18 protein-coding genes are annotated in these 18,391 nt (G+C 70.2%); 11 read left to right on the top strand and 7 right to left on the bottom strand.

What is annotated here, in order from left to right; translation table 11 throughout:
* The first annotated feature begins 25 nt into the window (after positions 1 to 25).
* The 6 genes from A5787_RS27715 to A5787_RS12005 all read left to right on the top strand — a co-directional run bounded on the left by A5787_RS27715 (position 26) and on the right by A5787_RS12005 (position 4,081).
* Positions 26 to 511, top strand: a complete 486-nt coding sequence (locus tag A5787_RS27715; protein ID WP_197507087.1) for a hypothetical protein — start codon at positions 26 to 28, stop codon at positions 509 to 511.
* 88 nt (positions 512 to 599) lie between these two features.
* Positions 600 to 989 (top strand): nitroreductase/quinone reductase family protein, encoded by a 390-nt coding sequence (locus tag A5787_RS12025; protein WP_066966536.1) that lies wholly within the window; start codon positions 600 to 602, stop codon positions 987 to 989.
* A 99-nt stretch (positions 990 to 1,088) separates the two neighbouring features.
* Complete coding sequence (locus tag A5787_RS12020; RefSeq protein ID WP_066966533.1) at positions 1,089 to 1,421, top strand: TfoX/Sxy family protein; 333 nt, start codon at positions 1,089 to 1,091, stop codon at positions 1,419 to 1,421.
* Positions 1,422 to 1,465: 44 nt separating this feature from the next.
* Entirely contained in the window at positions 1,466 to 2,101 is a 636-nt protein-coding gene (locus A5787_RS12015) for an endonuclease (protein ID WP_066966530.1), read from the top strand.
* Positions 2,098 to 2,823, top strand: a complete 726-nt coding sequence (locus A5787_RS12010) for a DUF72 domain-containing protein (RefSeq protein WP_066966527.1) — start codon at positions 2,098 to 2,100, stop codon at positions 2,821 to 2,823. Before A5787_RS12015 ends, A5787_RS12010 begins: the two co-directional genes overlap by 4 nt.
* A gap of 13 nt (positions 2,824 to 2,836) precedes the next feature.
* Positions 2,837 to 4,081: an NAD(P)/FAD-dependent oxidoreductase gene (locus tag A5787_RS12005; protein WP_066966524.1), complete on the top strand. Its 1,245-nt coding sequence runs from the start codon at positions 2,837 to 2,839 to the stop codon at positions 4,079 to 4,081.
* On the opposite strand, the gene A5787_RS12000 is transcribed toward A5787_RS12005, so the two are convergent.
* The 3 genes from A5787_RS12000 to A5787_RS11990 all read right to left on the bottom strand — a co-directional run bounded on the left by A5787_RS12000 (position 4,070) and on the right by A5787_RS11990 (position 10,239).
* Positions 4,070 to 6,208 (bottom strand): NAD(P)H-binding protein, encoded by a 2,139-nt coding sequence (locus A5787_RS12000; RefSeq protein ID WP_066966521.1) that lies wholly within the window; start codon positions 6,206 to 6,208, stop codon positions 4,070 to 4,072. The two genes, A5787_RS12005 and A5787_RS12000, sit on opposite strands and share 12 nt — an antisense overlap.
* A gap of 110 nt (positions 6,209 to 6,318) precedes the next feature.
* Complete coding sequence (locus tag A5787_RS11995; RefSeq protein ID WP_066966518.1) at positions 6,319 to 7,803, bottom strand: acetyl-CoA acetyltransferase; 1,485 nt, start codon at positions 7,801 to 7,803, stop codon at positions 6,319 to 6,321.
* A 42-nt stretch (positions 7,804 to 7,845) separates the two neighbouring features.
* Positions 7,846 to 10,239 carry a CoA transferase gene (locus A5787_RS11990; protein WP_066966515.1) on the bottom strand — a complete coding sequence of 798 codons (2,394 nt, stop codon included), beginning with the start codon at positions 10,237 to 10,239 and terminating at the stop codon, positions 7,846 to 7,848.
* A gap of 151 nt (positions 10,240 to 10,390) precedes the next feature.
* Between A5787_RS11990 and A5787_RS11985 the strand changes: the two genes are divergently transcribed.
* The gene (locus A5787_RS11985) at positions 10,391 to 11,299 is read left to right on the top strand and encodes an undecaprenyl-diphosphate phosphatase (protein WP_066966511.1); all 909 of its coding nucleotides are present in this window, start codon (positions 10,391 to 10,393) and stop codon (positions 11,297 to 11,299) included.
* Here A5787_RS11985 and A5787_RS11980 read toward each other — a convergent pair.
* Positions 11,296 to 11,805, bottom strand: a complete 510-nt coding sequence (locus tag A5787_RS11980; protein WP_066966508.1) for a GNAT family N-acetyltransferase — start codon at positions 11,803 to 11,805, stop codon at positions 11,296 to 11,298. The genes A5787_RS11985 and A5787_RS11980 overlap by 4 nt on opposite strands.
* Before the next feature lie 108 nt (positions 11,806 to 11,913).
* Here A5787_RS11980 and A5787_RS11975 point away from each other — a divergent pair, with 108 nt between their 5' ends.
* Both A5787_RS11975 and A5787_RS11970 read left to right on the top strand, forming a co-directional pair.
* Positions 11,914 to 12,762 carry an SDR family oxidoreductase gene (locus tag A5787_RS11975; RefSeq protein ID WP_066966505.1) on the top strand — a complete coding sequence of 283 codons (849 nt, stop codon included), beginning with the start codon at positions 11,914 to 11,916 and terminating at the stop codon, positions 12,760 to 12,762.
* A 38-nt stretch (positions 12,763 to 12,800) separates the two neighbouring features.
* On the top strand, positions 12,801 to 15,188 hold the full coding sequence (locus tag A5787_RS11970; RefSeq protein ID WP_066966502.1) for a phosphoketolase: 2,388 nt from the start codon (positions 12,801 to 12,803) through the stop codon (positions 15,186 to 15,188).
* Positions 15,189 to 15,202: 14 nt separating this feature from the next.
* On the opposite strand, the gene A5787_RS28485 is transcribed toward A5787_RS11970, so the two are convergent.
* Entirely contained in the window at positions 15,203 to 15,334 is a 132-nt protein-coding gene (locus A5787_RS28485; protein WP_255361720.1) for a hypothetical protein, read from the bottom strand.
* Between the two features lie 97 nt (positions 15,335 to 15,431).
* Between A5787_RS28485 and A5787_RS11965 the strand changes: the two genes are divergently transcribed.
* Both A5787_RS11965 and A5787_RS11960 read left to right on the top strand, forming a co-directional pair.
* Positions 15,432 to 16,019 carry an ABATE domain-containing protein gene (locus A5787_RS11965; RefSeq protein WP_066966499.1) on the top strand — a complete coding sequence of 196 codons (588 nt, stop codon included), beginning with the start codon at positions 15,432 to 15,434 and terminating at the stop codon, positions 16,017 to 16,019.
* Positions 16,020 to 16,038: 19 nt separating this feature from the next.
* The gene (locus A5787_RS11960; protein ID WP_066966496.1) at positions 16,039 to 16,779 is read left to right on the top strand and encodes a CPBP family intramembrane glutamic endopeptidase; all 741 of its coding nucleotides are present in this window, start codon (positions 16,039 to 16,041) and stop codon (positions 16,777 to 16,779) included.
* A 7-nt stretch (positions 16,780 to 16,786) separates the two neighbouring features.
* Here the strand turns inward: A5787_RS11960 and A5787_RS11955 are convergent, their stop codons facing one another.
* Positions 16,787 to 17,815 (bottom strand): zinc-binding alcohol dehydrogenase family protein, encoded by a 1,029-nt coding sequence (locus tag A5787_RS11955; RefSeq protein WP_066966493.1) that lies wholly within the window; start codon positions 17,813 to 17,815, stop codon positions 16,787 to 16,789.
* 22 nt (positions 17,816 to 17,837) lie between these two features.
* Positions 17,838 to 18,140 carry a GlsB/YeaQ/YmgE family stress response membrane protein gene (locus A5787_RS11950; RefSeq protein ID WP_066966490.1) on the bottom strand — a complete coding sequence of 101 codons (303 nt, stop codon included), beginning with the start codon at positions 18,138 to 18,140 and terminating at the stop codon, positions 17,838 to 17,840.
* Between the last annotated feature and the right edge of the window lie 251 nt (positions 18,141 to 18,391).

Here is an 18,391-nt window from a genome sequence, read left to right as displayed (position 1 = left end):
CAGCCAAGCTGGACAAGGAGTTCACATGAACCTCAACAAGATCGCCGCCACCGCCGCGATGGCCGGTGGCCTCGGGGCCGCGGCCTTCGGGATTGGTGCCGGTTTCGCGCAAGCCGATCCGGGACCGAACGTGCCCGGTCCGGGCCCGAATGTACCGGGGCCGAACGTGCCGGGCGGGGACCGGGATACGCCGGGTCCGGGCCAATATGTGCCCGGTCAGCCGATCTGTAACCCCGGCGCGCCGGGCGTCAACTGCAACCAGCCCGGCAGCCCGCTTCCGCCGGGACACGACGGATTCCCGCCGCCGGGGCACTACAACGACCCGGGCCGCTACGGCCTCCCGGCCACCTGGATTCCGCCGGTGGGTGACCCCGACGGGACCCAACTTCCGGTGGTGTTCAACCCGGACCTGGGCCAGTGGGGCGTCAACACATCGACTGGTTTCCAGGCGTACACGCCCGCGGGCGGGGCCAGCGGAAACGTCGGCGGCAACGTCGGTACCCCCCGCTAAAACCGGTACCTAACAGCCGGAATGTGGCAGCCGCCCCCGAAAGGGGGCGGCTGTTCCATATTTGGCCGTTGCGGCAGAATCGCACCCTATGACCGAGTTTCGCGACCTGAAACGGCAAATAGTCCACCGCGTTCAACGGCTGCTGGTCAACCCGGTCGGCCGGAAGATGCCGGGGGTCATCCTGGAAACCACCGGCCGCAAGAGCGGGCAGGCGCGGCGCACCGCCGTCGGCGGACGCGTCGTCGACAACCAGTTCTGGCTGGTCTCCGAGCACGGCGAGCATTCGGACTATGTCCGCAACATCGAGGCGAATCCCGCTGTCCGGGTGCGCATCAACGGCCAGTGGCGCAGCGGAACCGCTCATTTGCTGCCCGACGATGACCCGCTGCGGCGGCTGGGCAACCTGCCGCGGCTCAACAGCGCGGTGGTGCGACTGATGGGCAGTGACCTGCTGACCATCCGGGTCGATCTGGACTGACACCGGCGCCGAGCCTGTAAATCCGCAGCAGAAGTGCGAGTAAAGGCCTGCAAAATTACAGGCTCGGCGACTGTCGGTCTTCCGGGCTAAGGTCGCCCCATGGCCTACGACGAAGACCTGGCCAACCGGATCCGCGAGCTGCTCGGCTCCGAACGCGGCGTCGAGGAGAAGCGCATGTTCGGCGGCCTGGCTTTCCTGATCAACGGCAACATGTCGGTGGCCGCCAGCGGCCAGGGCGGCCTGCTGGTGCGGGTGCCGCCGGACGACACCGACAAGCTGCTGGCCCGGGACCATGTCAGCCCGATGGTGATGGCGGGCCGCGAGACCCGCGGCTGGCTGCGCGTGCACGCCGACGGCGTGCAAACCAAACGCCTGCTGCAGGGCTGGGTCGCCCGCGGCGTCGGGTACGCCCGCAGCCTGCCGCCGAAATGACCGCGCCCGGTTAGCTCCAACGCCGCCCGGGTACGCGGTGCGGTATGGACGAGCGCGAGCAACTGGTGCGACGCCTGCTCGAGGTCGCCGGGACGACCTACGCGGCCGAGGCCGGGATCAAGATCGGCGACAAACCGATGCCGCTGTTCCAGTTGCTGGTGCTGTGCATGCTGGCCAGCAAGCCGATCGACGCCGCCATCGCCATGCGCGCCGCCCATGAACTCTTCAAGGCGGGGCTGCGCACACCGAAAGCCGTCCTGGCCGCCCACCGGCAGACGATGATCAGCGCGTTCGGCCGCGCCCACTACGTGCGCTACGACGAAAGTTCGGCCACCCGCCTGACCGACATGGCCGAGCTCGTGCGCGACGAGTACGCCGGCGATCTGCGCGGCATCGCCGAGCGCAGCCGGCACGACGTGGCCACGGCGAAACGGATGCTCAAGGAATTCAAGGGAATTGGGGGCACCGGCGCCGACATCTTCCTCCGCGAGGTGCAGGACGTCTGGACCTGGGTGCGGCCGCACTTCGACGAGCGCGCCATCGCGGCCGCAAAGCAGCTGGGTCTGCCCACGCAGCCGGCGCGGCTGGGGGCCCTTGCGCCGCGCGCCAATGCGCGGCTGGCGGCCGCGCTCGTGCGGGCAGCGCTCGACGACGACGTGCGCCGGCGGGTGGCCGCTTGACCGTACGGATCGGCACGTCGGGATGGTCCTACAACCACTGGGCGGATGTGCTGTACCCGCCCGGCCTGCCGTCCGCGCGCCGGTTGGCCCGCTACATCGAGGTTTTCGACACCGTCGAACTGAACGCCAGTTTCTATCGATGGCCCAAGGAATCGACGTTCGCCGGATGGCGCGGCCAGCTCCCCGACGGGTTCAAGATGTCGGTCAAGGCGCATCGGGGGCTGACGCACTACCGCCGGCTCTCCTCCCCCGAGCCCTGGATCGAGCGGTTCGAACGCTGCTGGCAGCTGCTGGGCGATCGCCACGGGGTGCTGCTGGTCCAATTGCACCCCGAGCAACGGCGCGACGACGCGCGCCTGGACGCCTTCCTGGCGCTCGTGCCGGCGTCGATCCGGGTGGCCGTCGAGTTGCGGCACCCGTCCTGGAACGACAAACCCGTCTACGAGCTGCTGGAACGGCACCGCGCCGCATACGTGGTGATGAGCGGCGCCGGGCTGGCGTGCGTGCCGCGGGCCACCACCGACCTGGTGTACGTCCGGATGCACGGCCCGGATCAGGACGCGATCTACGCCGGTTGCTACTCGGACGACCAGCTGCGGCAGTGGGCCGACCGGATCACCGAATGGGACGGCGCCGGCAAGGACGTGTGGATGTACTTCAACAACGACCTCGGCGGCCACGCGGTGCGCAACGCGCTGTCGTTGCGTGAACTCCTGAGCTAAGTAACCTGGGGTTATGGCCGAGTCAACAACATTCGTCATCGTCGGCGGCGGACTCGCCGGAGCTAAATCAGCAGAAGCCTTGCGCGACAATGGGTTTGATGGCTCGATCATCTTGTTCTGCGAAGAAGGCCAGTTGCCCTACGAACGCCCCCCGCTCTCCAAAGAGTTTCTCGCCGGCAAGAAGTCACTGGTCGATTTCACGGTGCAGAACTCCGACTGGTATCGCGATAACCGCATCGACCTGAGGCTGGGCACGCGGGTGTCGTCGGTTGACGCCGCTGGCCACTCCGTCGGTCTCCCCGACGGCACCAGCGTGTCCTACGAGAAGCTCTTGCTGGCGACGGGATCCGCCGCCCGGCGCCCCCCGATTCCGGGGTCGGACGCCGACGGGGTTCACTACCTGCGGACCTATGACGACGCCGTGGCGCTGGATTCTGTTCTCGCCGAGGGATCTTCGCTGGCGGTCGTGGGCGCGGGGTGGATCGGCCTGGAGGTGGCCGCGGGCGCCCGCCAGCGCGGTGTGGAAGTGACCGTGGTCGAGACGGCGAAACAACCGCTGGTGGCCGCGCTCGGCGACACCGTCGGGGAAGTGTTTGCCAACCTGCATCGCGAGCACGGCGTGGACCTGCGGCTAGAGGCGCAGGTCGAAGAGATCACCGGCGGTGCCGCCGGCCCGGCCACCGGTCTGCGCATGCGCGACGGGTCGACGGTTGCCGCGGACGCCGTGCTGGTCGCCGTGGGCGCCAAGCCGAACGTCGAACTCGCCGAGCGGGCCGGATTGGCGGTGGATTCAGGCTCTCGAGGCGGGGTTCTGGTCGATGCGGCGTTGCGCACCAGCGATCCCGACATCTTCGCGGTCGGCGACATCGCCGCGGCCGAACACCCGCTGTTCAGTACCCGGATCCGCACCGAGCACTGGGCCAACGCGCTCAAGCAACCGGCCGTCGCCGCGGCCGGAATGCTCGGCAACCCAGCCGAATACGCCGAGCTGCCCTACTTTTTCACCGATCAATACGACCTCGGAATGGAATACGTCGGCCACGCGCCCAGCTTCGAGCGGGTGGTGTTCCGTGGCGACGTTGCCGGCCGTGAATTCGTCGCATTCTGGCTGGACGGCGACAATCGGGTGCTGGCCGGGATGAACGTCAACGTCTGGGATGTGCTCGACGACGTCAAAACCCTCATCCGTTCGCAGACATCCGTCGATGTCGACAAGCTGACGGATCCGCAGTCGCCGCTGGCCGATCTAGCCGGATGACGGTTCCGCTGCAGGCGGATCGACGGGGGTCCACGCCCCGTCGATGACGTCGGGCGGGCGCTGCGCCTGCAAGCGGTCCCGTTCGGCGCGGCGGCGCTTGATCCGCAACCGGGCATCGGCCGGCATGGTGACCAGTTCGTCGCACGTCAGGTAATACACATCGTCGACGGAGTCGAACAGATCCGTCGCGACCCGGCGAGATCCCAACTCCCGCAGGGTCATCCGCAGTTCGTGGGTGAACCGGATGGTGCTGTCGTGGGCCAGCTCCCGCGACGCGCGGGAGTTGGCGGCCATCCGCCGTGCAAGTGACCTCGGCGGGGCCGGCTCGGTCGGCGTGGCGGCGGCTTCCGCGGCTGCGGCCACCTCGGCGGCCGCCACGAGCAACATCGCCGGATTGTCGCTGAACACCCGGCCGGCCAGTTCGGCTTCACCGGGCCCGCGGTGCCCGATCCGGGAGACGGCGGCATCGAGAGCGGCGGCGGCCTCGGGCGACAACGCGCGGATGCTGCCGACGTTGCCCTCGGCGGCCAGCGCCCGTAGCGGCGGGTCACCGCGCAACGCCGCCGCCAGCTCGGCGGTTTCGGCTGCGATGCGGGTGCTTTCCACGATCATGCCGAGCCCCGAGATCCTGGACGCGGCCCGGGTGTGGTCCAGCGCCGCGGCGGTGATTCCGGAGTCGATCAGCCACAGCGCCGTGAGGATCCAGCCCTGGTGGATGCGGTCGCGTAGCAGCCGCACCCGAACCTCTAGCGCCGCGTCGGGCAGCGCCGCCAGCTGCGCGGCGTCGAGGTGTTCCACCCCGGCGGCCGCGCTGTAGGCGCGGGTGTCGGGCTTGAGCCGTCGCATCAGGGTCAGGGACCGCGCCGCGACGACGGCCTTGGCCATCGACCCGAGCGCTCCCTCCGCCAGCTTCGGCTCACCGAACGGCAGGACGTCGCCCACCTGCGGCTGGTCGGCCAGGGCGTGGCGGGCGATCGCGTCCTCGTCCCAGCCGGGCAGCTGCGCGGCGGCCACCACGTTGGCCGACACCCCGACATAGGCGCGGTGGCCGAAGACCGCGATCGCCCTGCTGCCCCACTCGTCGTCGACGACGCCGCCCAGGGCGAGCACGTGACCCAGCACCCGGCTGGCCGCGCGCAGACCGCTGAGCTGGACGTCGAGCGTCATCGGGGTGAGCGGGCCGGGCAGCGCGCCGGCGAGCCTGGCCGCACTGAACACCGGGAACCGCGGATCGATCCGGTCGTCGAACTCCCCCTCCAAGCCGTCGGGGGCCGCGCTGTGCAGGTCGTCGGACGCTCGGGGGCGCGGGAAGACCTCCACCGGGAGGGCCAGCTGGCGGTCGTGGCTGACCGCACCCGCGGCGTGCAGCCGGCGCCCGGCGAGCCCGCGTGCGGTGTCGGCGATCGCGTCGAGCGCGTGCCAGCCGAATTCGAAACCCCAATCCTCTTGCACCGCAGCGATGTCCATTGCCGGGGTCAATTGCGGCCAGCTGCGGACCCGGTTCAGCCGCGCCCGGGGGTCGACGGACCGCAGCAGACGCCAGGCCGTGACCACGTTGGTGGTGTCCGGGGTGGCCAGATCGACCACGCCGGTGCGGTCGGTGTTCACCGACGAGACCAGGAAGCGCACCAGGTCGTCGAGGTGCAGGACACGGGCCGGTTGGGTGGAGACCTTGGCGCGCAGCAGCGTGGCCACGGTGCGACACACCATCCAGTCGAGCTGCCGGCCGACCGGCGGCGCGATGCGGACGACCAGGCTGGGCGCCCAGCTGGTGGACACCAGCTCCTCGGCCGGCCGATACAGCTCCGGCCTGCCCGCGGCCTGGGAGACGAAGAGCAGCCGGGCGCCCGCGCGCGCTGCGGCGTCGGTGACGTGCGCGACGCCGTGGATGTCCGCGCTGCCGGGTGCGCTGGTGTCGATCGGGGCCAGGTGGACCACCGCGTCGGCTTCGTCGGCCAGCTCTCGCAGGATGGGGTGGCGCAGCGGCGCGCAAACGAACTCGACGCCGGGATCCAGGTAGGGGTGGGGGCGCTCAGCGATCCCGGTGACCGCATGCCCAGCAGCTATCAACTGCCGTGCGACCAGCCGCCCGACTGCGCCGGTGGCGTCGGTAACCAGGATCTGCACCTGGGTCCACCTCCCCCAACGTCCAGTCTTGACAATAGGCAAGTCGCTAGCACTTACGCGACCGTTACCCCGGTAACGGCGCGCTGGCCTGCGATGATGTACTCGGCCGGCTACCGCAGCGTCGCGGCGCCGTCCGGGCTGACGGCAACTTTGGCGCCACCGATATCTTCGCGCATGGTCGCTTCCGCGGCCGCGGGGTCGGCGATGACGGCCAGGGTGCGTGATCCGTCGGGCGTGCGCACCGAGACGAAGGCCTTCTCGGGGTTTCCGTCACGGTCGAACGGTGTCGTCCACGCTTCGACGGACCCGATGCCCTCCCACTCCACCAGGCCGTCGCGGGTGGGCTCGCGGTCGACCGCCGGTTGGGCGTCCTCCCAACGGAATTCGGCGGGCGGCTCGGTGCCGTAGACGCCGAAGCTGTGTTTGGTCAGGTAGCCGCCGTTGGCCGTGATCAGGGCCCGGCGTCCGGGATTGGCCACCAGCAACTCGGCCACGGTGGCGATCGAATGCATCACGTAGTTGCTCCACGGGCCGCCGGCGAACGTCAGGCCGCCGGTCACGGTGAGCGGGCGGGCGGGGTCGTCGACGCTCAGTCCGAGCTCGGCGGCGGCGACCTGAACGGCGGAGGGAAAGCAGGAGTACAGGTCGACGTAGTCGACGTCATCGGTGCCCAGGCCGGCCAGCTCGAGCGCCCGCGCGCCGGCGATCCGGATCGCCGCCGAGCGGTGCAGTTCGTCGCGCTCGGCGATGGCCGGGGTGTCGTGGGCGTCGGTGCCCGCGTGCGGGAAAACCCACCGCTCGGAGGGGATCTGCAGGCGCTTCGCCTGCTCGACCGACGTCAAGATCAGCGCGGCGCCCTGGTCGACCATGTTGTTGGAGTTCATCAGCTTGGTGTACGGCCAGCTGATCATCCGGTTCTGCGGCCCGGGCCGCCGGATTTCGTCGGCGGTCACCGGTTTGCGGATCCACGCGTGCGGGTTGCCGACCGCGACGGCGTTGAACCGCGCCCACAGCTCGCCGATGCGGTCGAGGTGGTCCTCGATCGACTCGCCGTTGGCGATCCGAAGCGCCTGTTCGAACAGCGGGTAGACGTAGGCCGGCCGGTCGAGCCCGATCCGGATCTCCGCGTCGCCGGCCATCGGGACGTCGTCGCCGCTGACCGGGGCCGACGGAACGGACTCGTCCTGCACGGTCCACTCGAGCTTGCCGCCCTTGGCCCTCAGCCCCCTGCGGGTGCGCCAGGTCTCGGCGCCGGCCAGCAGCACGACGCCGGCCCGGCCCCGCTGGATGTCCAGGCAGGCCTGGTTGACCAGCGACTGCGGCACGTTGCCGCCCACGGGGCTGTACAGGGTGGTGAAGTCGTTGGCACCGATCCGCTGGCCGAGCAGCAGCCCGGGATCGCGGTAGTGCGCCGACAGCACGTTCACCACGCGGATGGAGTCGACGGCCTCGAGCACCGCCGAGTCGGCGGCCTCGCGGGCCGCGGCGGCCATCAGGTCGACCGGCTCGACCGACCGCGTCGCGGGGTCGATGTCACCCCGGTGATTGACCTGGCCGTAGCCGATCAACACCGGTGTCCGGGGAGCGACGGTCATGCGACGAATTTAGCGTGACTAGGGTTTGGCCGATGCCGGGCACTAGCCGCTCGTGAACAGCACGCCCTCGTCGATCAGCCGCTCGGTCTCATCGGCGCGCATGCGGAGCACGTCTCGGCAGATCTCCCGGGTGTCCTGACCGGGCAGTGGCGCCGGGCGTTGCGGGGCGGCCGGAATGTGCTGAAACGGCGCCGGACCCGTTTCCGCCGGCAGCGGCCGCTCGATGAGCGGATGAGCCATGTCGCTGAACAGGTTTCGCTTGACCAGCTGCGGGTCCTCCAGGATGTCGGGCGGGCGGTTCATCGGCCCGGCCGGTATCCCGGACGATTGCAGCAGTTCGGCCACGCGCACCGGGGTGCGGGTGCGGGTCAGGGCGGACACCAGCTCCACCAGCTCGCGGCGGTTGGCCAGGCGCGACTCGCCGGTGGCGAAGCGCGGGTCGTCCGCCCAATGTGGGTGATCGAAAAAATCTGCCACGCAGCGCCATTCGTCGTCCGAACCGATCGAGATGACGCACCATTCGTCGTCGCCCGCGCACGGGCACACCGCGTGCAGGGTGGTGTCGTCGCGGAGCGGGCCGATGCCCGCGGCCCGCGCGGCCTCGGCGACGTAGAGCGTGTCGAGCTGATTGAGCACGACCTCGGCCTGCGAGATGTGGACGTGGGCTCCGTGGCCGGTCCGGTCGCGGTGGATCAGCGCGGCCAGCGCCGCGATCGCGGTCACCCGCCCGACCACATGATCCGGGAAGATCGTCGTCGCGTCGTAAAAGGAGTGCCGCGCGCCGTCGGCGCCCGCGTCGGGATCGTCGGACGTCCACAGCCGGGTGACGCCGGTGGCGGCGCGCACCAGCGGCCCGTAGCCCAGCCGGGTGCTCCACGGGCCGGTGTCGCCGAAGGCGCTACTGCCGGCGAGCACGATCCGCGGGTTGAGCCGGCGCAGCGTGTCGTACGGAAACCCAAGGGCGGTAAGGGTTCCCGGCTTGAAATTGGCGAATACCGCATCGGCCTCCGCGACCAGCCGGCCGAACACGTCCTTGCCCGCCTCGCTGCGCAGGTCCAGACCGAGCCCGAGCTGATTGCGGTGGGTCCACGCGAACGACTCGCTCATGGCGTCACCGGCGCGGGCCTGCCGCAGTCCGTCCGGGTAATCGGCGCTTTCGACCTTGATGACCTCGGCGCCCAGGTCGCCGAACAGCCGGCCCAGCTCGCCGCCGGCGACGATGATGCCGAGGTCGAGAATCCGCAGCCCCGCCAGCGGCTGCTCGCCGACCCTGCCCAACGGGGCCGGCACCACCACCGGATTGCCGCGCCAATACGGGTCGTCCGCACCCGCGGTCGGCGCCGGCGCGCGAAAGCCCGAGCGCTGGCCGTCGACGACGAAATAACCGGTGGGGACGCGGGTGCGCACCCCGGGGACGAGTTCGGCCTCCGTGATCGCGCCCACGGCCTGGAAATGTTCGGAACCCAGCACCCACGACGGCGGCAGCACCTCGGCGATCGGCACCCCGTGCGCCTGTCCGGCGGCCACCAGGTCCTTCATCGTCTGCTCGGCGAACAGGGCCCGCACCAGCATGCTGATCTCGGGCCAGGCCGCAAAGCGGGCGGCGATCGCGTCGTACTTGGGGTCTTGGAAGTCTCCGGGCTCGCCCAGCCAGCGCCGCAGGCCGCGCCACTGCCGCGGCGCCATGACACACAACCGGACGTAGCCGTCCCGGCACGGCAGGATCGGATACGCGTCCTGGTTTTTCGGCCGTCCCCGCCATCGCCCGGCGCCGCGGACGCCGGCGGCGGCCTGCCCGTGCGCGCCGAACGCCGGGTCGAGCGCCATCACGACGGCGTCGAACCGCGAGAAATCGATGTAATCTCCGGTGCCGCAACGTAATCGGTTGTAGTAGGCGACGAGTGCGGCCCACGCCGCCTGCACGGCGGCGGTGGACGACGCGATACCGTCGGGCGGCAACACCGGGGTGCCGGTGGCGGGACCGGATCGCGACAGCGAGCCGCACATCGCGTACAGCACCGCGTCGGTGGCGCGCCACAACGACCGCGGGCCTGTCGCGCCGAAGTCGGTGATCGAGAGCACCACCAGGTGCGGGTAGCGGGCGGCCAAGTCCGGGCCCGGCGCGCCGAACGCGGCGGCCAGCCCGTCGAGGCCACTGTCCACGACGATGTCGGCCTCGCCGGCGAGGCCGAGCAACCGGTAGCAGTCGTCCTCCTCGAGCGGGTCCAGCATGGCGCTGCGCTTGTTGGCGTTGTGCACGGCGAACGGGATGCTCGCGCCGGCCAGCGTCGGCAATTCGTCGCGTCCCAGGTTGCCGCCGGGAGGTTCCACCTTGAGCACGTCGGCGCCCAGGTCGGCGAACAGCCGCGTCACCGCGGCGGCGTCGCCGCTCGACAAGTCGAGGACGCGCACGCCATCGAGCAGCGGGTCGGCCATCCGCTCACGGTACCTGCCTGGTCAGCGGCCGGCCGCGATCGATTGTCCGGTCACCAAATGTCCAGCCGCCCAAGCCGGTTCGTGCGGGAAATGCGACCGGCTACGCTCGGTAGTTCTTGTCGATGATTCTCCAATGGAGGCAACCCCACCCATGAGTGCGCACCTGAGCTACGTCGAGGCCGTGATCGTCGGCGCGTTCCAGGGCGTCACCGAGCTGTTCCCGGTCTCCAGCCTGGGGCACTCGGTGTTGGTGCCGGCACTGGTGGGCGGCCAGTGGGCCCGCGACCTCAACGTCTCCACCCCCGAATCGCCTTACCTCGCGTTCATCGTCGGTCTGCACGTCGCCACCGCCGCCGCTTTGCTGGTGTTCTTCTGGCGGGACTGGCTGCGTATCGTGGCCGGCTTCGTCTCGTCGGTGCGGCATCGCCGGATCCAGACGCCCGACGAGCGGCTCGCCTGGCTCATCGTGGTCGCCACCATCCCGGTGGGGCTGGCCGGCGTGGCCCTCGAGCACCTGTTCCGGACCACGCTGGGCAAGCCCATCCCGGCGGCGGCGTTCCTCTTGCTCAACGGCATTGCGCTCTATGCGGGCGAGGTGTTGCGCCGCCGCGTGTCGCCGGTGAGCGGCACGGACGAGCGCAACGAGCCGCACAGCGGTGAGGCCATCGACAACCGGCTGGCCCAACTGCCGATGCGCCGCGGCCTGCTGATCGGGGCGTCCCAGATCCTGGCCCTGCTGCCCGGCATCAGCCGCTCCGGCATCGCCATGGTCGCCGGGCTGTGGCGCGGCCTGTCGCACGAGGACGCCGCCCGCTTCTCCTTCCTGCTGGCCACGCCGATCATCCTGGCGGCGGGTGTCTACAAGATCCCCGACCTGTTCGGGCCGGTCGGGGCCGGCATCCAGGGACAGGTCCTGGCCGGCAGCGTCGCCTCGTTCGGCGCCGCCTACCTGGCCGTGCGGTTCCTCACCCGCTACTTCCAGACCCGGACCCTGACGCCGTTCGCCGTCTACTGCGCGCTGGCCGGCGGCATCAGCGTGGTGGTCCTCAGCCTGCGTTAGACGGGCGCGCAGCGGTAGCGGACCTGACACACCGGCGAGTCTCCGAAAGTCGTTGTGCGGCGAGTCCCGTCGAAGCGCCACCCGTCGCGTGCGTAGAACCGCCGGGCCGGGGTGTTGCCGTCCAGCACCCACAACAACGCGCCCGCCACGCCGACCACGCGCAGCCGCTGCCGGGCGGCGGCCAGCAGCGAGCGCCCGACTCCGCGGCGCACGTGCGCGGGATCGACATACATCGCCATCAGCTCACCGAAATTCGGGAAGTCGCCGTCGCGGCACAGGCCGGTGGTCGCCAGGCCGAGGATCGCGGCCCCGTCGACCGCGACCAACGTCGACGGCATCCGCAGGCCCACCCGACCGAACGTGTACCGGTCGGCAAAGAATTCCGGTGAGAGCCCGTCGAGAAAGTCCTGGGCGATCAGGCCTCGGTAGGCCGATCGCCACGACCGCAGCTGCACCCGGGCCGCCTCATGGGCGTCCGCCGGGACGGCCGCCCGCACCTCGGTCACCGTTGCAGTATCGGCGTCCGCGGCGCCGTTTGCGCGGCGCGGCGCCGAGTGCTGTGCTTACCCCATCGCCAACCTGACACCCGTCAACTTTTCTGGGAGGACCCCGCCATGGCAGACACGGCGTCGATCGGCCTGAAGGTCCGCGACAAGGTCATCGTGATCACCGGCGGGGCGCGGGGCATCGGGCTGGCCACCGCGACCGCGCTGCACAACCTGGGCGCCAAGGTGGCGATCGGCGACATCGACGAGGTGCGGGTGAAGGAATCGGGCGCCGCGCTCGGGCTGGAGGTCTACGGGAAGCTCGACGTCACCGACGCGCATTCGTTCGCCGAGTTCCTGGACGAGGTCGAGCGGCAGCTCGGCCCGATCGACGTGCTGATCAACAACGCCGGCATCATGCCGGTCGGCCGCATCATCGACGAGCCGGACGCGGTCACCCGCCGGATCCTGGACATCAACGTCTACGGCGTGATCCTGGGCAGCAAGCTGGCGGCGCAGCGCATGGTCCCCCGCGGCGCCGGCCACGTCATCAACGTCGCGTCGCTGGCCGGGGAGCTCAACGTCGTCGGCCTGGCCACCTACTGCGCCAGCAAGCATGCGGTGGTCGGGTTCACCGACTCGGCCCGGCTGGAGTACCACTCGACCGGCGTGAAGTTCTCGATGGTGTTGCCGACGTTCGTCAACACCGAGCTCGTCGCCGGCACCCCCGGGATGAAGGGTTTCCGCAACGCCGAACCGGCCGAGATCGCCGACGCGATCGTCAGGCTGGTGGCCCGCCCGAAGCCGCGGGTGCGGATCACCAAGGCGGCGGGCGCGATGGTGATGTCGCAGAAATTCTGGCCGCGCCGGCTCGCCGAGGGTCTCAACCGCGTCCTCGGCGGCGACCACGTCTTCACCGACGACGTCGACGTGGAAAAGCGCCGCGCCTACGAGGCGCGCGCCCGCGGCGAGGAGTAGACGGGCGTCGTTCACTTCAGGCGCGGACAATCGGCCGGGTGACCGCAGACACCGCCGCAACCCCGACAACCGTCTCCCTTGCCGACGACGAACTCGCCCTCATCCATGCGTACTGGCGCGCCGCCAATTACCTGTCGGTCGGGCAGATCTATCTCCTCGACAACCCACTGCTGGCCGAACCGCTGTCGCCCGAACATGTCAAACCCCGGCTATTGGGGCACTGGGGCACCACGCCCGGGCTTAATCTCGTCTACGCCCACCTGAACCGGGTCATCCGCAACCGCGACGCCAACGTCATCTACGTCACCGGACCCGGTCACGGCGGCCCCGGGCTGGTCGCCAACGCGTACCTCGAGGGCACCTACAGCGAGGTGTACACCGGGATCGAGGAGAACGCCGAGGGGCTGCGAAAGTTGTTCCGGCAGTTCTCTTTCCCGGGCGGCATCCCCAGCCACGTCGCGGCGCAGACCCCCGGGTCGATTCACGAGGGCGGCGAGCTGGGCTACGCGCTGGTGCACGCCTACGGCGCGGCGTTCGACAACCCGGACCTGGTGGTGGCCTGCGTGGTCGGCGATGGCGAGGCCGAGACGGGCCCGCTGGCCGCCAGCTGGCACTCCAACAAGTTCCTCAACCCGGTCACCGACGGCGCGGTGCTGCCGATCCTGGCGCTCAACGGCTACAAGATCGCCAACCCAACCGTGCTGGCCCGCATCCCCCACGCTGAGCTGGAAGCGCTGCTGCGCGGGTACGGCTACCGGCCGATCACGGTCGCCGGCGACGACCCCGCCGACGTGCACCGCCAGCTGGCCGCCGCGCTCGACGACGCCTTCGACGACATCGCGGCCATCCAGAGCGCCGCGCGCGGCGGCACCCGGGCGGAGCGGCCCATCTGGCCGATGATCGTGCTGCGCACCCCCAAGGGCTGGACCGGCCCGAAGGTGGTGGACGGCAAGAAGGTCGAGGGGACCTGGCGCGCGCATCAGGTGCCGTTGTCCGAAACCCACGACAACCCGACCCACCGCGCGCAGCTGGAGGAATGGCTGCGCAGCTACCGGCCCGCGGAATTGTTCGACGCCGGCGGCGCGCTGCGCCCCGAGTTGCGGGCCCTGGCGCCCCGCGGCGATCGCCGGATGAGCGCCAACCCGCACGCGAACGGCGGGCTGCTGCTGCACGACCTCGACCTGCCCGACTTCCGCGACTACGCGGTGACGGTGTCGCGCCCGGCCGCGGAGACGCACGAGGCCACCCGGGTGCTGGGCACCTTCCTGCGCGACGTGATCGCCCGCAACCCCGACCGGTTCCGCCTGATGGGTCCCGACGAGACCGCCTCCAACCGGCTCGACGCCGTGTACGGGTCGACCGCCAAGGTGTGGATGTCGGAGATCGAACCCGACGACGAGCACCTCGCACCCGACGGCCGGGTGATGGAGGTGCTCTCCGAGCACCTGTGCCAGGGCTGGCTGGAGGGCTACCTGCTGACCGGCCGGCACGGCCTGTTCAACTGCTACGAGGCGTTCGTCCACATCGTCGACTCGATGCTCAACCAGCACGCGAAGTGGCTCGCCACCAGCCGGGAACTGCCGTGGCGGCGGCCGATCGCGTCGCTGAACTACCTGCTGACCTCCCACGTGTGGCGCCAAGACCACAACGGCGCGTCGCACCAGGATCCCGGTTTCATCGACCTGGTCGCCAACAAGCGGGCCGAGCTGACGCGGGTGTACCTGCCCCCGGACGGCAACACGCTGCTGTCGGTGGCCGACCACTGCCTGCGCAGCCGCAATTACGTCAACGTCATCGTCGCCGGCAAGCAGCCGGCGCTGGCCTACCTCGACATGGACCAGGCCATCGCGCACTGCGCGCGCGGGCTCGGCATCTGGCCGTGGGCGAGCACCGCGACCGCCGAACCCGACGTGGTGCTGGCCTGCGCGGGCGACATCCCCACGCTGGAGGCCCTGGCCGCCGCCGACATCCTGCGCCGCGAACAGCCCGGGCTGGCCGTGCGGGTGGTCAACGTCGTCGACCTGATGCGGCTGCAGCCGGAGTCCGAGCACCCACATGGATTGCCGGACAAGGAGTTTGACGCGCTGTTCACCCGGGACAAGCCGGTGATCTTCGCCTACCACGGCTACCCGTGGCTGATCCACCGGCTCACCTATCGGCGCACCAACCACCCGCACATCCACGTGCGCGGATTCAAGGAGCGCGGCACCACCACGACGCCGTTCGACATGGTGATGCTCAACGACCTCGACCGGTTCCACCTGGTCATAGACGTCATCGACCGGGTGGACGGGCTGGCCAGCCAGGCCGCGGTGCTGCGCCAGCGCATGGTCGACGCCCGCCTCGCCGCCCGCGCGTACACCCGCGAGCACGGCGAGGACGATCCGGCGATCTCGGGCTGGACCTGGGCCGAACGAAATGGGTGATCCGCGCGCAACGCTTACCTGAAGTCCCTCGGCTTCTCGGCGTCGATGCGCCAGATCCAATTGCCGTTGAGGGGCCTGTCGAAGGCAAGCGCGCCCAACGGGGCGATGACAAATATCGAGAGCAACGTCCATACCGTTGTCGCCATTGGTTGCTCCTCGCGTGCGAGCCAATCCGTCTGACTGCGTAACCGTCCTGGATAGTTACATCTTGTCTCAAGAGATGAAACCTGTCAAGATGGTTACATGAAGTTCAAATTCGTCGGCGGGCGGCTGTGCCTGGACTTCGTGGGCACGCTGCGATATCGGGCCTCGACGCGCGAGGAAATGCTGACCGACCCGCAACGGTTGTCCGACTGGGCGGTCGAGGCCGCGCTGGTGGACGCGGCGATCGAGGTCAGCGCCGATGAACTGGCGGCCGCGATCGCGCTGCGCGAAGCCATCTACCGCGTCGTTTGCGCACGCCTCGAGGGTGGCCGGCCCCACGCCGCCGACATCGACCTGCTGAACGAGCACGCGTCCCAACCCCAGCTCACGCCGGTGTTGCACCCGGACGGATCTGTGCGCCGCGACGGCACCGCGCCGCAGCTGCTTGCCAGGCTGGCCGCCGACTCGCTCGACCTCTATGCCGGACCCGACATCGAGAAGGTGAAGGAGTGTTCCGCGGCCGGCTGCACGCGCCTCTACATCGACGCGTCGCGCGCGCGGAACAGGCATTGGTGCGGGATGAGCACTTGCGGCAACCGCGCCAAGGTCCAGGCCTTCCGCGCCCGCCAGCATGCCGTCGCTGGCGCGCCTGAGGTTCCTGAGCCGACTGAGCTGGGCGAACGCTGACCGCGGGTAAGCTTGCCGGATGCCCGACGCCATCGCTGCCGCCCAGCCGTCGGTGCTGCATCGCTTCCACGTGCACCTCGACATCGTCGTGGTCGTCGCCGTGCTGGTGCTGACCAACCTGATCGCGCACTTCACCACGCCGTGGGCCAGCATCGCCACCGTCCCGGCCGCCGCCGTGGGCCTGGCGGTGCTGATGCGCGCCCGGGGTCTGGACTGGGCCGACCTCGGCCTGGGCCGCGCGCACTGGAGGTCCGGGCTGGGGTACGCGCTGGGCGCGGTGGCCGTCGTGGCGACGGTGATCGCGGTCGGGATCCTGTTGCCGATGACGCGGCCGATGTTCCTGAACAACCACTACGCCACGATCTCCGGCGCCCTGATCGCTTCGATGATCGTCATCCCGCTGCAGACCGTGATCCCCGAAGAGCTCGCGTTTCGCGGCGTGCTGCACGGCGCGCTGAACCGCGCCTGGGGTTTTCGGGGCGTGGCGCTGGGCGGGTCGCTGCTGTTCGGTCTCTGGCACGTCGCCACGTCGCTGGGGCTCACCAGCAACAACGTCGGGTTCACCCGGCTGTTCGGCGGCGGGTTCGCTGGGATGCTGGCCGGGGTGACGTTGGCGGTGCTGGCCACCGGCGCCGCCGGGTTCGTCTTCAGCTGGCTGCGCCGGCGAAGCGGCAGCCTGATCGCGCCGATCGCGCTGCACTGGTCGCTCAACGGGCTCGGCGCCCTGGCCGCGGCGCTGGTCTGGCACCTGTCGACCTGAGCCCCGGCTACACGAGCAACACTGCGGCGCCGGCGATGCGCCCGGCGCTGAGGTCGGTCAGCGCCTCGTCGGCCCTTCCCAGCGGGTACTCCGGCGTGGTGACCTCGATGTGGTGCTGCCCGGCGAAGTCGAGGAAGGCCCGCGCATCGGCCCGCGTGTTCGAGGTGACCGACCGGACCTGGCGCTCCTGAAACAGGTGGCGCTGGTAGTTCAGGGTCGGGATGTCGGAGAGGTGAATCCCCGCGATCGCCAGCGTGCCGCCCCGGTCCAGCGCCTCCAGCGCGGGCAGTACCAGCTCGCCGACCGGCGCAAAGAGGATCGCGGCGTCCAGCGCAACCGGTGGCGGATCGGCGGCGCCCTGTGCCGACGCCGCGCCGAGCTCCAGCGCCAGCGTGCGCGTCTCGGCGCCGCGGGTCATCACGTGCACCTCGGCGCCCTGCGCCAACGCCACCTGCGCGGTGATGTGCGCGCTGCCGCCGAAGCCGTAGAGCCCCAGCCGCCCGCCCGGCGGTAGCTCGGCGCGCAGCAGGGAGCGGTATCCGATGATGCCGGCGCACAGCAGCGGGGCCAACTCGCTGTCGCTGTAGCCGCTCGGCAGGTGGTGCGCGAATGCGGCTGGGACGGTGGCGAATTCGGCGTATCCGCCGTCGGCGTCCCAGCCGGTGTACCGGGATTCCGGGCACAGGTTCTCGTTGCCCCGGCGGCAGTATTTGCACACGCCGCAGGTGTGGCGCAACCAGGCGATACCCACCCGGTCCCCCGGTTTGAACTCGTCACCCGCCTCGGCGCCGACCTCGACGACCTCGCCCACCACCTCGTGCCCGGGCGTCACTCCCTCGCGGTGCACCGGGAGGTCGCCCTCGGTGACGTGCAGGTCGGTTCGGCACACGCCGCACGCGCGAACCGCGACCAGCAACTCCGACGGTTCCGGCCGCGGCACCTCGGCGGTGACGTGCTCGAGTGGGCCGGTGTCCATCGGCCCCGGGCGGCGCACCCGCCACGCGCGCATCGTCGTGGTCGCCGCCGGGGCCATCACTACATCATGCCGGGTTACGCGGCTATGTCCGGTGCCGCACCATGCCGACGACCCACAGCAGGATCACCGCACCGAGGAGCGCGGTGAAGAAGGTGAAGATGATTCCGCCGCCGGCGGTGTTGACGAAGAAGCTGAGGATGAAACCGCCGATCAACGCGCCGATGATGCCGATCACGATGTCCATCAGGATGCCGGCTCCGCTACCCCTGATGATCCTGCTGGCGAGCGCGCCCGCCAGACCGCCGATGATGATGTAGCCGATCCAGCCGACGCTGGTCAGCGTGGATGACCGGGCGAGAAATTCGGTTGCTGCGATGACGTCCATGCGGGTCTCCTTGCAATCGCTGGCAAAGCCCAGCGGGACCGCTGGGCCGTGCTGTGGGAGTACCCGATTTCCGCCTATGAAACATGTGCCCAATTGACCATGGTGGGGCGCCCGGGCCTACCCGGGAAAGAGCGTCCCCCCGATCAGGACCGCTGCGGCGTCGGGGCGGCGGTGGGGGTGACGTCGCCCGCGGGCGCCTGGCCCGGAGCGGGAGCGGGAGCCGGGGCCCCCGGGGCCGATCTCTTATACAC

This window comes from Mycobacterium sp. 852002-50816_SCH5313054-b (assembly GCF_001667185.1).
Lineage (GTDB): Bacteria > Actinomycetota > Actinomycetes > Mycobacteriales > Mycobacteriaceae > Mycobacterium.
The sequence above is the reverse complement of the archived record's forward strand: the minus strand, read 5'-3'. Positions and strand labels throughout refer to the sequence as shown.

Excerpts from the sequence above, each read along its gene's own strand:
- A5787_RS27715 (WP_197507087.1), top strand. The coding sequence starts at position 26 with ATGAACCTCAACAAGATCGCCGCCACCGCCGCGATGGCCGGTGGCCTC.
- A5787_RS12025 (WP_066966536.1), top strand. The coding sequence starts at position 600 with ATGACCGAGTTTCGCGACCTGAAACGGCAAATAGTCCACCGCGTTCAA.
- A5787_RS12020 (WP_066966533.1), top strand. The coding sequence starts at position 1,089 with ATGGCCTACGACGAAGACCTGGCCAACCGGATCCGCGAGCTGCTCGGC.
- A5787_RS12015 (WP_066966530.1), top strand. The coding sequence starts at position 1,466 with ATGGACGAGCGCGAGCAACTGGTGCGACGCCTGCTCGAGGTCGCCGGG.
- A5787_RS12005 (WP_066966524.1), top strand. The coding sequence starts at position 2,837 with ATGGCCGAGTCAACAACATTCGTCATCGTCGGCGGCGGACTCGCCGGA.
- A5787_RS11995 (WP_066966518.1), bottom strand. The coding sequence starts at position 7,803 with ATGACCGTCGCTCCCCGGACACCGGTGTTGATCGGCTACGGCCAGGTC.
- A5787_RS11990 (WP_066966515.1), bottom strand. The coding sequence starts at position 10,239 with ATGGCCGACCCGCTGCTCGATGGCGTGCGCGTCCTCGACTTGTCGAGC.
- A5787_RS11985 (WP_066966511.1), top strand. The coding sequence starts at position 10,391 with ATGAGTGCGCACCTGAGCTACGTCGAGGCCGTGATCGTCGGCGCGTTC.
- A5787_RS11975 (WP_066966505.1), top strand. The coding sequence starts at position 11,914 with ATGGCAGACACGGCGTCGATCGGCCTGAAGGTCCGCGACAAGGTCATC.
- A5787_RS28485 (WP_255361720.1), bottom strand. The coding sequence starts at position 15,334 with ATGGCGACAACGGTATGGACGTTGCTCTCGATATTTGTCATCGCCCCG.
- A5787_RS11965 (WP_066966499.1), top strand. The coding sequence starts at position 15,432 with ATGAAGTTCAAATTCGTCGGCGGGCGGCTGTGCCTGGACTTCGTGGGC.
- A5787_RS11960 (WP_066966496.1), top strand. The coding sequence starts at position 16,039 with ATGCCCGACGCCATCGCTGCCGCCCAGCCGTCGGTGCTGCATCGCTTC.
- A5787_RS11950 (WP_066966490.1), bottom strand. The coding sequence starts at position 18,140 with ATGGACGTCATCGCAGCAACCGAATTTCTCGCCCGGTCATCCACGCTG.